The sequence below is a fragment of the Halobacteriovorax sp. YZS-3-1 genome, assembly GCF_047084945.1.
Lineage (GTDB): Bacteria > Bdellovibrionota > Bacteriovoracia > Bacteriovoracales > Bacteriovoracaceae > Halobacteriovorax_A > Halobacteriovorax_A vibrionivorans.
In genome coordinates, this window is record NZ_JBKIYI010000002.1 from 145,152 (window position 1) to 159,254 (window position 14,103).

Sequence of the window (14,103 nt, forward strand, 5' to 3'; positions counted from 1 at the left end):
ATGTATTCCTTTGACTTAAAATCATACTTAAAAGCATATAAAATTAAGTCCCTAGGATACAATTTTGACAGTTATCCGACCAGTTTTTTATCCCTAATTAGGTGGTAAGAAATCAGTGTTAGACTAGTTGCAACAATACCCATATACAGCTCATCTATATTTTGGTAGAAGCCAGTTTTTGGTATATGTCGCCACGTTGCAGTAGTGATGACTCCTGCTATACATGCCGTCACAAATTGGTTGTCGGAGATTTTCTTTGGAAATAGGTGTCCAAACATGACTGGAAGCAGTAGACACGAGGCAGAAAAAGAGCCTAATGTTTTCCAAACAGATTTTATATTTCCTTGAAAATAAACGGACATAATTACTGTTAATACGCCAACAAAAATAACACCAAAATGGTGAATCCAAACTCGACCGCGAAGCTTTTTTGGCGCTAGATCGTAAGCTAAATTTGTACCTGCTATAAATAGATATGAGTCCAGGGTTGATAGAATTGTTGCAATAATTCCTGCAAGTAGAAAACCTTTAAGTCCGTGAGGAAGAATTTGTACGGCATAAGTTAAGTATGCTTGTGAGCTTTCTGTATCTGGAATGACGGCCTTGGCATACATTGCACCGAATGTTGTACAAATATCAAAGCAAAACCAAATGGCAGTTGAGATAAGTATACCTTTTTTAGAAACCTTTCCATTAACAGCAGAAAAACATCTTTGATAAAAGTTTGGATCAACTAAAGTTGAAAGAGCAATGAATCCCCAGACAAATGTCGTTGCAAGTGAGTTCTTACCAGTTAAGCTCCAGTAGCTTTCAGGGAGATTGGCCTTCAAAAAGCTTATTCCACCAAATTCAAATATTGAAAAAACGAGAACAAGTAAGACTGCTGCACACATTACAAAGAACTGAATTAAGTCTGAGTAAACAACGGAGCGAAGTCCTCCCCACATTGAATAGAGAACAACAAAGCTTACGCCTATTGCTGTATTGGCAAATAAGCTGCCTCCAAAGAGTAGCTGAATAAAAATCCCTAAACTAATTGCATATGCAATAGGAATAACATTGAAGAAGTTAAAGATTGCTGTGATCTTTGCAGACTTTGGCCCAAACATTTTTCCTACCAGGTCTGGAAGTGTTACGGCACGATATGGTTCAATTTTATGAATAAGAAATAGAGCGAAGATAATATAGGCGACATACCAAAACACCCCTTGAGTAACAAAGTTGTAAATCCCCTGATTAAAGGCGATTTCAGTAACCCCAAAAATCCCTCCGTACCAAGTTGCTACTAAAGTTGCAATAAAAAGAGGAAGTGTTAATCGTCTTCCCATGATTAAGAGGTCGAGAAAAGTTTCCTTTTCATTTGTTTTATTCATACGGTACTGACCGTAGATTACACTTGCTATTGTAATTCCAAGTATTGAAAAAAAGATAAATAAATCTAAAGTAGAGAGGCTCTCTAAGAGATTAATTTTATTTTGCATATAGGCTCCGCTTATGGAAGTATGATATAATATAGATTCTATAAATCAACTCTTTCGGAGACTTTTTGTTATGACAATAACACAACTGGAATACGTACTTGCTGTTGATAAACACCGCCACTTCAGAAAAGCTTCTGAAGAATGCCATGTTTCACAACCAACTTTAAGTATGCAAATCCAGAAGCTCGAAGATAGTTTGGGTTTTGTTATATTTGATCGCTCTAAGAATCCTATTGTACCAACAATTGAAGGTGAGATCTTTATTACTCAAGCAAGAGTTGTTACAAGAGAGTTTAAAAAATTAAAAGATATTGCCAGTGATCCAATCGTTGGAATTGAAGGTGAGTTTAAATTAGGTGTTATCCCGACTCTTGCACCATATCTCGTTCCTCTTTTTTTGAGTCGTTTTATGAAAGAGTTTCCTAAAGTTGATCTCATTATTGAAGAGCGAACAACTGAAGAGATTATTGATAAATTAGACCGTGATGAGCTTGATGCTGGTCTTCTAGTCACTCCTCTTCATAATAATCAAATTATTGAAAGAGTATTATTTTATGAGCCACTATATGGTTTCATTTCAAAAGATCATGAACTTTACCACAAGACCCAATTAGACTTTTCAGACCTTGATAAAGATGGCCTGTGGCTTCTACAAGAAGGTCATTGTCTAAGAGGCCAAGTTTTAAATCTATGTAAGAAAGTAAAAGGCTTTCAGCATTTTGAAAGTGGCTCTTTAGAGACGATAAAGAATCTTGTGGCAAAGGATAGTGGTTACACTATTATTCCTCATCTTGATGTCCAAGATATAACTGGTGCACGCAAGAAAATGGTTCGTCCATTTAAACAACCAGTTCCGACACGTGAAGTTTCTATTGCCTATAGTCGTATCTTCTATAAAGAGAAAGTAATTGATGCTATTGAAGAAACTATTCTAAAACTTATTCCAAAAGAGTTAAAAAGTTACAAAAATACAGATGTTGAAATAGTTCCAATTGATTAAATCATCATAGAGGGATCATTTTGCACCTATTTCTTATGTGTAGCGGGTGTAATATATGTAACTTTTCTTACATTTGCTTAACTTTGGGCCTTTTTAACTTCCTGAAACTCCATGGCCATTCTTATTTAGCTTCAATTTTTCTATAACTTACCTAATCAACAGATTCATTAGGGGAATCTGGAGTGAGTTCAAACAGGAAGATTTGAGGAGAGGGTATGTCAGTGAAAGGTTACATGGTTTTTTTAGTCGTAATGTCCACATTTTTAACGGTCTCATGTGGAGATTCAGTTCCTGCAGGTAGTGCAACTTCAATGACGGGATCAATTATTGTAGGAGAAGTTGATTGGGTAGAAGTTACGACTTTTGATTCTGAATCGGAGATCAGAAAGAATTCGAAGGCCGTGGCCGATGTGCAATTTGCAAATGGTGGAAGATGTACAGGTTTCTTTGTTTCAGATGATGTTCTAATGACTAATGAGCACTGTGTTGGAAGTGCATCAGATGTTGTTGGGATGAAAGTATTTATGAAGCATGAGAAAGGAGTGCCTGAGTCAGAATATGCAGAGGTTAAGTGTAATGAGTTTATCGGAAATGATGTAACTTTAGATTATGCCTTAGTTAAATGTGAAGGAAGTCCTGGACAGAGATATGGAAAAGTTACTTTAGAGACAACTCAAGCTGTTGAAGGAGATAGTATCTATATCATCCAACAAAATTGTGACTACTATTCTGATTACAATTGTAACTGGAATAAGAAAGTATCAGAAGGAAAGGTTGTCGGAGTTGAAACAGATGTATTCTATGATGCTGATACTTTAGGCGGCTCATCAGGATCTCCAGTATTTAACGCTGACTCAGATAAGGTCTTTGCTATCCACCATGCTGGTTACGGAGGAGGATGGACTGGGCGAGGCATCAAGAATGCCGCAGTACCAATGAGTAAAATTGTACCTCATATGCAAGCAAACTTTCCTTCAGTCTTAGCTGATAGTGGTGATAGTAGTGATGATGGTTCAACAACTCCATCACAAGATAATAATACATTTGAAACAGCTGCAAAATTAGAGTCGGGAGATTCATTTAAAGCTGAAATCGAGAGCTCACAAGAGATGGATTTTTATAAAGTAGAAATGAAAGCAGGTGAGGTATTGGATTTTGAAATCAAGTTCTCTCATGCTCAAGGTGACTTAGACTTCGTTGTCTATAAGAAAGTAGGTGGATCATTTAAAGTTGTAAGCCGCAAGCAGTCTTCAACAGATGATGAACGAGTAAGATTACGTGTTTCAACAAGTAAAGCTTATTATATAAAAGTTTATGGTTATAGAGGAGCGACAGCAGAATACGAAGTGAAATTTAAGAAGTAAAAAATTAGTTACAAAAGCCTCCATCATGGAGGCTTTTTTTATATTTTCATTTTTAAAAATTCTAAGATTCTCAATTCATACCAATAGTATTCATCTCGAAAAGACTTCACAAACCCCACGTGCCCACCATGTTTTGGCACTTCAAGAAATATATTCTCTTTTTCTTTGGCTAATTTAAAGGGATAGCTTTCCTTTGATAGAAATGGATCATCATAAGCATTTAGAATATAAAATGGTATTTTTATTTTTTCTAAATGGGCAAGTGGTGAGGCTTGAGAGCGATAATCCTCGCCATTTCGATAGCCATATAATGGAGCTGTTACATAGTCATCAAACTCATCAATATGTTTAATCTTTCTTACTTTATTTAGATCCACAGGAAGATCCATTACCTTGGCTTTTTCAATAACCTTCTTTCTCATTGAGTAGACAAATGCATGGCGATAGATAAATCGCGAAAATTCAGTTCTCAATTTCTTGTTACTTGCATTTAAATCAAGTGGTGAGGAAAGAATAAAGGCACGATAGACTTTAGGATGAACGTTATCGCAATTTCTTCCTAAGTAATTTGTTGTAATCGCCCCACCAAGACTAATTCCCATTAAAGAAACTTTCTCATAGTCATCAGCAATATTTTCAATTAAAAATTCGAGGTCTTTAAAGTCCTTGGCGTTATAAAACTTTTTCGTACGATTGAGTTTTCCTCCACAAGATCGCATATCCCATGAGATGACATCATAACCTTGGGCCGTAAACTTCTTCTTCATATCGATGATATAGCGATCTCGACCGTTGCCTTCTAGGCCATGACTAATGATAATGACATGATTTAATGGATTTTCTGCTTTGGAGACGTAATAGCGTAAGAAGTCTCCATCGGGAGTTGTTAAGGTACGAGTGAGGAGCTCATGTGGCTTACCCCATCGGATAAAGAATGGAATCAATGTTTGAATATGGCCATTCTTAAGAGATTGATGACATTGATATTCAGATTGAATGACTGGCATATATAACCTCCATCAACTTATTATATACGAAATGTCTCAATAAAAAAAAGGAGGCATTGTGCCTCCTTTCTTTTTATGAACTAAACTTTAACTTTCTTTTATTCTTGAAGTAGCTCTTTAGGAACCCCTCTAGGGATCGCGCTAAGAAGCTTCTTCGTGTATTCGTCTTTTGGATTATGGTAAACTTCTTCAGCTGGACCATATTCTACAATTTGACCTTTGTTCATAACACCAATTTCATCTGAGATATACTTAACAACAGATAGGTCGTGTGAAATGAAGATATATGTAAGACCTAGCTCATCTTGAAGGTCTTGAAGTAGGTTAAGTACTTGTGCCTGAACTGATACGTCTAGTGCTGATACCGACTCATCACAGATGATAAATTCTGGCTTAAGTGATAGAGCACGTGCGATACAAATTCTTTGACGTTGTCCACCAGAGAACTCGTGTGGGTAACGGTTAAGGTGATCACCTTTAAGACCAACTTTTTCAAGAAGGTCGGCCGCAACATCATATCTTTCTCTCTTTGTTGAACCAATACCGTGAATTACCATTGGCTCAGTAATGATATCACCAATAGTCATACGTGGATTAAGAGATGAGTATGGATCTTGGAAAATGATTTGCATTCTCTCTCTAATTTCTCTCATTTCTTTTTTATTTAAGTTTGTAACGTTAATTCCATCATAGATAACTTCACCAGCTGTTGGCTCCAGAAGTCTAAGAATTGAACGCCCAAGAGTAGTCTTTCCACAACCAGACTCACCAACAAGTCCTAGGGTACGACCTTTTCTAACCTGAAGACTTACATCATCAACGGCCTTGAACCAATCAACAGTACGCCCAAAGATTCCACCTTTAATTGGAAAGTGCTTATTGAAGTTTTTGATTTCAAGAAGTACTGGGTTTTCTGTTTCGCTAATTGCTCTTGGCTTCTTCATTTCAAGTGATGAAACATCAATATCTTCTTTTGCATTTAAGAAGTCATCAACAGTTAGAAGTCTAACTGGGTTTTCATCAAGACTTGGACGACAAGCTAGGAGACCTTTTGTATATGGGTGTTGTGGATTTTCAAATAGTGCTTTCGTAGTGTTTTGCTCAACAAGATCACCTCTAAACATTACGGCAACTTCATCTGCAATATCTGCAATAACAGCAAGGTCGTGAGTAATGAATAGCATACTCATTCCGTGCTTTCTTTGTAGATCAAACATTAGTTCAAGAACTTGCTTTTGGATTGTAACGTCAAGAGCTGTTGTAGGCTCATCACAAATTAGAAGTTCTGGCTCACATGCCATTGCCATTGCAATCATTACACGTTGCTTTTGACCACCTGACATTTGGTGAGGATATTTATTTACTGATTCTTTAGGCTCAGGAATACCAACTTCTTCATATAATTCGATTGTTCTCTTGCGAGCTTCTTCTTTATTCATCCCTTGGTGAAGCATTAGTACTTCATCAATTTGGTTACCAGTTGTAAAAACTGGGTTTAATGAAGTCATAGGCTCTTGGAAGATCATTGCGATCTTATTTCCACGAAGTTGTCTAAGTCTTTCATTTGAAACTTTTGTTAGGTCTTCACCATGATAAAGGATTTCACCTTCGCTGATACGACCTGGAGGATTAGGGATTAGGCCCATGATTGCAAGGGAAGTAACAGATTTACCAGACCCTGACTCACCAACAAGTCCAACAGTTTTTCCTTTTGGAATTGATAGGTTGAGGCTTTTGACGGCCTTTACTGATTCATCTTCAGTTTGAAATTCAACTGTTAGGTTCTTAATTTCAAGCAACTTTTCTGCCATAACATCTCACTTTCTGATATTTAATAAGTATTTATATAATGTATTCTTATTGAACTCTTAATACTAACTTAAATTTCTACCACTTCCGACACATAATTTCACGACTTAATTCATCAAAAACTCTGATTTAATTACGTATATTTAGGTACTTAGAAGTCGACGTATAGACGATTTTCTTTAGTTAGTAGCTCTTGCGATGCGACAATCTGCTCAGAATACTTAATGAGGTCTTCTTTATTTAGACCCTTTGCGAAAAAAGGTTCACCGTAATTGATGTAGATATGACCAAATGGCTTTGGAAGCTTCGTCTTATCCCAGCTTTTTTCAAAGCAGATATGTCTACTGGAAACACATTGAATTGGAAGTATTGGTATTTCACATTCGTGACTAACGTGAACTATTCCTCGTTTTGGTTTGTGGCGAGGTCCTCGCGGCCCGTCCACCGTAATTGCAGCGCAAAGACTAGTTTGCGAAATTTGACTGATCATGGACTCGAGGGCCTGGGCACCGCCTCGTGATGAACTTCCTCGCGTTGGAGTAAAGCCTAATTTCATAACGGTATCTGCTGCAAGTGTTCCATCTTTTGATTTCGAGGCCATGACAATCATGCCTGTATCAATCTCACTAATTACACTTGTAGGATAGTGTTCATGCCAAGCAGCGAGAGCATAATTGCCATGCTTGCTCATGCTCTTGGCCTTTTCAAGATTTTCTTTATTTAAGACAGTTATCTTAGAAGTCAGTCTGACAAATCGTAAATACCAAGAGACTAACGTCGGAACTAATTTAAGTAGGAATTTCATTCGCAAATTATAGGTAAAAAGCTCGACTTCGTAAATATGAAGGTGTTCTGACTAAATTTTTACCAATGAATTACCATCTTTTAACTTAATTAAGATGAGCGTCATTCATCTATCGACTATGATCAATATAGAAAGAGTTCTCGACTGAATCGCTCGGGAGCTGCTAGTTCGACGCTGACCATGAAGGAGGTGTTATGGCAGGATTACGTGAGATTAAAAAACAACGAACAAGAGAAATGATTCTAAAAAACTCAATGGAATTATTTACTCAAAAAGGGGTCGATGAAGTAGGAATGCGAGAATTGGCCCAGGTGTGTGGATTGGGAATTGGAACTTACTATAATTACTTTAAGTCGAAAGAAGACGTTATCTTTAGTTTATTTCGAGAGAATCTGAACGCGGCAATTACTCAACGGCCATTCAAGGTTGATGAGTCGATGTCAAATGCAGATAACCTCACAGCAAATTACAAAGAGGTCTTCCAAGAGTTAATGATTCATAAGAATATAGCGGATGAATTCTTGTCTTTGGCATACAACACAAAGAATGTCTCAGATAAGGACTCAGTTGGAGCACGATTAACTCCTCAGATTATTGATCTCTATTGGGGATGGGTTCAACCGCTTTTTAGAAGTGCAGGAATAATTATTCGAACAGAAGAAGAGGAAGGTTTTAGAAGAATGCTTTGGCATCACTTCCTATCAAGCTTTCATGCTTACACTTCTTCATTTGGTGCAGAAGAAAGTATTGATTATATACGTTTCACTTCTCGACACCTTTTAGGTGGACTAGGTTCTAGCTCAGCTAGTTCAGAGGCCAGCGCAAACTCAAGTCAAGGCTTTGGTTCAGGTTCGAATACAGGTAACTTTTAGCGATTCAGATTTTCTTAAAGGGGGCCACAAGCTCCCTTTTCATTTTTTCTTAACTCCTCACCATTCGAATTAAACCGATAAACTCCTTATGAACAAATCAAAGTGGATAATATTACTGATAATACTTTTCTCGTGTATTCAAGAAACTCCAGAGCTACGTGAAAGGGCACCTGCCAGCTTCTATTCCTATAAAGTTATTACTTATGGAAATAACTCAATAGAATGTCGAGGCTATCTGGATGAAGATGATGCTGTGGGGACACTACTGGAGACAATTCCTCTTAGCTATAATGGTCAGGCTCCATTGCGTATATGCGGAGAAAATATCGAAGATATTGAAAGTGGGGTGAATAACTATTAAACACTGAACAAAATCAGTTTTGGCACAGTGGTTGCAACATAATATTCCAAACAAACAAATGAGAACGAGATTCAGCTAGTTAACTATCTCAAGCTGAACAAGTTTTAGACAACTGTTTAAGGAATGTTATGAAACAACAAACTTTTAAGTACTTAGTGACTACTTTATTAACAACAGTGGCTTTCTCTTATAGTGGGCCAGTGTTTAAGCTTAATAAGAAGAGTGTCCCAAAAGACCTAGTTCCTAATATTGAAAGATTCCTATCTAATGTTGATGAGAAAGTTCCGGCCACGGTTCGCGATGCCATTGGTGAAGCAGTTGAAATTACCTTTACGAAATTTAAAGAGAATGAAGCCTTTTCAAAATTTCCTACAAATCGTTGTGATGATGCAGCTGGGATTAAGTACGGAAAAGTAAGTTTCTTTAATCGCGATGAAATAAAAATATCTTCTCTATTTATAAACGAGATTATCAACAATGAAGAGGGCACAGTTCAATATAACTGTGGTCATCGAAACTATCTTCGTAAGGCCCAGGCAACTATTCTACATGAACTTGCCCACCTCTATGACTTAAAATATGTCAGAACGGACGAGCATAAATCAAAGGCACGTATTTGTGAAAGAGAAAAAGAAGATCGCAATCATGTGTCTTCAGAATGTCGTGCTGTACTTTCACAAGAGAGAAATAGAAAGTCGATTAGTGGACTACATTCATTTTTTAAATTAGCAAATTGGAAGAAGGGATTCTTTAAAAAGAAAACAAAGAATCTTTCAAATAAGAGATCAGCAGACTCGTACGAATATGAAAATCTAGACGAGCATAATGCTGTTAACTTCGAATTCTTTTTAATGGATAAGGACTATAAGTGTAAAAGACCAAGTTATTATAAGTTCTATAGTGAGTTATTAAATCACAGGCCATTTGAAGATAATAATTGTGAAATCTATTCTAAGATTGTTTTAGACGATCTTAAAACAGTAAGAGATATAAACCCAGATCGTGTTTATCGTGTTGATTACTTACTTGCTTCAAAAGGTGACTCTGTAATTTCTGGTTTTGGTCACTCAATGTTTAGAATTGTTCTTTGTGCTCCTTTTAGAAAGAAGGTCGATGAGAACTGTCTAAAAGATAAATTATACCATGTTGTTCTATCTTATCGTGCCAACGTTTCAGATATTAAAAGTGACATGTTAAAAGGTGTCTTTGGTGGATATGATTCAGTATTATTTATGCTTTCATTTCCAGAAGTACTTAATGAGTACAATGGTGGAGAGTTAAGAGACCTAATTAGCCAACCTATCTATTTATCAAAAGAAGAGAAACGTGACTTTATCCATAAAGTTCTAGAAACATATTGGGAGTACGAAGGTGATTATAAGTTTATCACTAACAATTGTGCTTCAGAATCAAATGAATTATTTCAAGCAGCTTTTCCTAGTAGTGACTTTGCACATGAAAGAGTAATTCTGCCTTACTCACTATTAGATAAGTTTACTGAAAGTAAGTTTTCAAATGAGGAAGATTTAGATGACCTTGAAAAGGCCCAAGAGCAAGGAATGTTCTTTCCAAGTGATATCGACCTTTTAAAGCATGTTAAGAAGTCATTATTTGGAATGGAAGAATCAGACTACAAAGTATATCGCAGAAGAGTTGGTCCTCAGCACCACCACCGCTATAAAAAGATTAAGCGTGAAAAGTTTATTAAAGACATCTTAGAAGAATTTGATGTTGATCGCTTATTTGAAAAATATGAAGAGTTAAAACTTGCTGGCGAAACTAGAGATGTTGAGCAAGGTTTAAAGAATCTTTCAATTCTAACAGGCGCAATCTTTAAGATTAAGCAAGCTTATATTGATGAAGAAGTTGGTAACTTCTTAGATAAGAATATGGAAGAAGAGACTGAACTTGGAAAAAGAATTAACAGATGGAATGAGCTTCGTAAATCAACAAGAGTTAAACCAAATGACCATGATTATGGAATTCCACTAGTTGTTAAGGACTCAGACTTTGAACGTCACAATACAAAGGCCCACGAATTAGAAGAGATGGAGAACCAGTTATTAGAAGATGTTAAAGCAAACTATGAAGATGAAGTACAAGATTTAGCAAGAGTACTAGATTTAATTAGAAATATAAGAAACGAATCACGAATTATGTCAATGAAGATTTATTCAAACCAATAATTTTAAAAATACAAAAAACAAAAAAGGAGAACAAAATGAAAAAAATGACAGCAACAGCACTACTTACACTAATCGCACTTCAAGCAAACGCAGTTGAAATGAGAGATGCATCTCTTGGTGCTTCTTCAAAAGTTTCAGAAGCTATTTATGATGCAGGAAAAAGTGCTACAGATGAAACAGTTAAAGTAGCTGATTTTACAGGTGAGCAATTAGAGGCTTTTATTTCTAAGAATCTACAGTCATCTTACAGAGCTTCAGAGACGATCGCTAAACAGATCGTAAAGCTATCAGAAGTATCTAAGCCAGCTTTCCGTTTAACAGGTAAAGGTCTTGCAATGGTATTTGAAGTATCTGGAGATGCAACAAAAGCAGGTCTTGATGTTTCAAAGAAAATCTATATTTTTCTTGAGCCAACTCTTGAGCAAACTGGTGAATTCTTAATGGAAATCATCGAGCTTGCATTTGAAGGAACATCAGAAGCATCTGAACTAATTACTGATATTAATAGATTCCTATCAGAGGTTTTTGAAAAGCCACTAGATATTACAACAATGACTTTAGAAGAAATTGCAAAGCTAGTTGAAAAAGCAAGTGAGCAGTCAACTAAGGTTTCTGAGTTCTTACTAGGTGCTGAAAATCTTGAAAAAGGTATTGAGTATACTGGAGAGGGAATTTCTCTAACTTCTAACGGAATTGGAGCAGCATTTTACCTAGTTTCTCAAGCGACAACTGGTATCTCTCAATTATTTGATTTCAACAGAAAAGAAAGAGAGCAGATTGAGCAAATGGTTGAAAGAGGTGATGTTGAAGGTCTAGCAGGTCTTCGTGATCTAATCAGACACAATATCAACGAAAATATCGCAAATGGTGAAGATCTTAATGCTCTACTTGATGACAATGCAGTTGATGCTTATATCAAGCTTAAGCTTACAGTTCCTAACTTAGAAGAAAATCTTAAACAAGTATACGGAATAAAATAATCATTCCTACTGGGGGCCATTTTTGGCTCCCATTTATAAAACAAAACAACAAAACATACATATACACAGAGAGGATAGAAATGAAAAAGATGACAGCAGCAGCATTGCTTACATTAATAGCACTTCAAGCAAACGCAGTTGAAATGAGAGATGCATCTCTAGGTGCTTCTTCAAAAGTATCAGAGGCATTATATGATGCCGGAAAAAGTTCAATTGATAAAACAGTTGAAGTCGCAGATATTACTGGTGAACAACTTGAAGCTTTAATTTCAAAGAGTCTTCAGTCTTCTTACCGTACATCTGAACAAATTGCTAAACAAGTTATTAAAATATCTGAAGTCTCAAAACCAGTATTTCGTTTCACTGCCGATGGAATTGCGATGGTTTTTGAAGTATCTGGAGATGCTACAAAAGCCGGCCTTCAAGCTTCAAGAAAAATCTATATTTTCCTAGAGCCAAGCTTAGAGAAAACTGGTGAGGTTCTAGATCACATCCTAGACCTTGCTTATCAAGGTACAACAGAAGGATCAGAGCTACTGACAAATATAAATGAATTCTTATCAAGAGTATTAGAGAAGCCTATTGATATTACATCGATGGCAACAGAAGAAGTTGCAAAGCTATTGTCAAAGGCAACACGTCTTTCTCGAATTGAGAGAATCGTAGAACTAGCTTTAGAAGCGACGACAAAAGGATCAGAGCTTTTAACAGACTTAAATGAATTCCTTTCAAAAGTACTCGAGAAGCCAATTGATATTTCTTCAATGGCAACAGAAGAGGCACTTGAACTTATTGCTAAGGCCAGTGAAGAATCTTCTGAACTAACAACATTTCTAGTTGGTGCTGACAATCTTGAAAAAGGTACACAGTATACAGGAAATGGTATCTCGTTAACTTCAGAAGGTATTGGTGCAGCTTTCTACCTAGTTTCACAAGCAACAACAGGAATCTCTCACTTATTTGATTTTAATAGAAAAGAAAGAGAACAAATTGAACAAATGGTTGAAAGAGGTGATGTTGAAGGTCTTGCGGGGCTACGTGATCTAATCAGAAATATGATTAATGAAAATGTTGTTAATGGAGAAGAATTAAATGCTCTTCTTGGAGATAGAGAAATTGATGCCTATATTAAATTAAAACTTTCTGTTCCTAATTTAGATGAGGAATTGGAGAGAATTAATGAAGGACATATTGAATTTGTTAGATAAAACTTTATTCTAATAAGTGAAGAGAGCCTAGCAATTGCTAGGCTTTCTTATTTTATAATTGAAATTCTCTGTGCATGTATTCAAACCCTTTTCCATCATATCGATTAAAGCATCCATATACTTGTCCATTTGATATCCAAGGATTTGAGTCTAAATCCACTCCTGCAAAGTCGTAAAGTCTACGCTTGGGCCAGAGTGTTCTGACTCGATCTAATTCACTTAATTTATAAAAATATAGGTTTTGCATATTTCTTGAAATAAGGAATCCGCCAGAAATGATGGCCTTTGGCATATGTAGTGCTTCTCTATTTTGACGAATTGGAACAACTCTTTGTTGATTCATATTTTCGTCTAAGATAACCAGTCCTTCATAGGCCCTTTTCTTTGTTGAGAAGTTGTAAGTAACATTATCGAGCATCACAAAAAGTCTTCCATTATAAGTATCAATACCTGTTGCTGTTGATACTTGTCCTCTTTCGTGAGGTAGGTCAAATTGATGATTTGATTCGATGCTATTTCCAAGAAGATCAATCTTTATTAGGCCAAGTGAGCCGTGAGCGATAAAGAGTTTATCATTGAGTATTGCCATATCTTGAGCCGTTTGATGCTTCTTTGTCATTTGCTGATCGGTAGTTGGAAAACTTGTGACGAATTCATAGTCACCGAGACGGTGGACAAAAATATAGTCTGGAGTAAGGATATAGATCTTATCATCGTATTCTCTTACTGACCGGATTTCATATTTTGAAAAGATCAATCTAATTTGATCTTCTTCAAATTTATAGAGAAAAGCTCCTTTGTAGATATAGTAGTTATCACCATTCTTATAGTGACCAGTATCGCCTTTCTTTGATTTACAGAATTGATCAAGGCTTGCTTGGGCCGATACCGAGCTTATAAAAATAGCTAATACCAATAGAAATTGCTTCATTTTGAACTCCCTAAGTTTTGTTGAATATAATAATTATCGAGTGCTATATGCCATTCGTCAAAAAGCATGACATGCCATGATGAAGCGTGTTAGAAATGG

General features: G+C 36.2%; 12 protein-coding genes. 7 read left to right on the forward strand and 5 right to left on the reverse strand.

Translation table 11 applies throughout. The annotated features are described in order from the left end of the window. Positions 1-71: 71 nt before the first annotated feature. On the reverse strand, positions 72-1,481 hold the full coding sequence (locus tag ACMAZI_RS10585; protein ID WP_334678773.1) for a sodium:solute symporter family protein: 1,410 nt from the start codon (positions 1,479-1,481) through the stop codon (positions 72-74). Between the two features lie 70 nt (positions 1,482-1,551). Between ACMAZI_RS10585 and ACMAZI_RS10590 the strand changes: the two genes are divergently transcribed. Together ACMAZI_RS10590 and ACMAZI_RS10595 are read left to right on the forward strand one after the other, a co-directional pair. Beyond that, on the forward strand, positions 1,552-2,481 hold the full coding sequence (locus ACMAZI_RS10590; protein WP_115362013.1) for a LysR substrate-binding domain-containing protein: 930 nt from the start codon (positions 1,552-1,554) through the stop codon (positions 2,479-2,481). A gap of 215 nt (positions 2,482-2,696) precedes the next feature. After that, positions 2,697-3,845 (forward strand): trypsin-like serine peptidase, encoded by a 1,149-nt coding sequence (locus ACMAZI_RS10595; protein WP_412474074.1) that lies wholly within the window; start codon positions 2,697-2,699, stop codon positions 3,843-3,845. Positions 3,846-3,883: 38 nt separating this feature from the next. Here the strand turns inward: ACMAZI_RS10595 and ACMAZI_RS10600 are convergent, their stop codons facing one another. The 3 genes from ACMAZI_RS10600 to ACMAZI_RS10610 form a co-directional block, all read right to left on the reverse strand. Next, positions 3,884-4,852: a YheT family hydrolase gene (locus ACMAZI_RS10600; RefSeq protein ID WP_120404148.1), complete on the reverse strand. Its 969-nt coding sequence runs from the start codon at positions 4,850-4,852 to the stop codon at positions 3,884-3,886. Between the two features lie 98 nt (positions 4,853-4,950). Then, entirely contained in the window at positions 4,951-6,663 is a 1,713-nt protein-coding gene (locus ACMAZI_RS10605; protein WP_115362010.1) for an ABC transporter ATP-binding protein, read from the reverse strand. Positions 6,664-6,812: 149 nt separating this feature from the next. Beyond that, positions 6,813-7,466: a lysophospholipid acyltransferase family protein gene (locus ACMAZI_RS10610; RefSeq protein ID WP_115362009.1), complete on the reverse strand. Its 654-nt coding sequence runs from the start codon at positions 7,464-7,466 to the stop codon at positions 6,813-6,815. A 194-nt stretch (positions 7,467-7,660) separates the two neighbouring features. Between ACMAZI_RS10610 and ACMAZI_RS10615 the strand changes: the two genes are divergently transcribed. The 5 genes from ACMAZI_RS10615 to ACMAZI_RS10635 all read left to right on the forward strand — a co-directional run bounded on the left by ACMAZI_RS10615 (position 7,661) and on the right by ACMAZI_RS10635 (position 13,073). Then, positions 7,661-8,338, forward strand: a complete 678-nt coding sequence (locus ACMAZI_RS10615; protein WP_115362008.1) for a TetR/AcrR family transcriptional regulator — start codon at positions 7,661-7,663, stop codon at positions 8,336-8,338. 88 nt (positions 8,339-8,426) lie between these two features. Beyond that, positions 8,427-8,699: a hypothetical protein gene (locus tag ACMAZI_RS10620; RefSeq protein ID WP_115362007.1), complete on the forward strand. Its 273-nt coding sequence runs from the start codon at positions 8,427-8,429 to the stop codon at positions 8,697-8,699. A gap of 128 nt (positions 8,700-8,827) precedes the next feature. Next, entirely contained in the window at positions 8,828-10,885 is a 2,058-nt protein-coding gene (locus tag ACMAZI_RS10625; RefSeq protein WP_115362006.1) for a DUF4105 domain-containing protein, read from the forward strand. A 35-nt stretch (positions 10,886-10,920) separates the two neighbouring features. Next, positions 10,921-11,865: a hypothetical protein gene (locus ACMAZI_RS10630; protein WP_115362005.1), complete on the forward strand. Its 945-nt coding sequence runs from the start codon at positions 10,921-10,923 to the stop codon at positions 11,863-11,865. Positions 11,866-11,945: 80 nt separating this feature from the next. After that, complete coding sequence (locus tag ACMAZI_RS10635) at positions 11,946-13,073, forward strand: hypothetical protein (RefSeq protein ID WP_115362004.1); 1,128 nt, start codon at positions 11,946-11,948, stop codon at positions 13,071-13,073. Between the two features lie 52 nt (positions 13,074-13,125). Here ACMAZI_RS10635 and ACMAZI_RS10640 read toward each other — a convergent pair whose 3' ends face one another. Next, positions 13,126-14,004: a hypothetical protein gene (locus tag ACMAZI_RS10640; RefSeq protein ID WP_412474075.1), complete on the reverse strand. Its 879-nt coding sequence runs from the start codon at positions 14,002-14,004 to the stop codon at positions 13,126-13,128. Positions 14,005-14,103 lie beyond the last annotated feature (99 nt).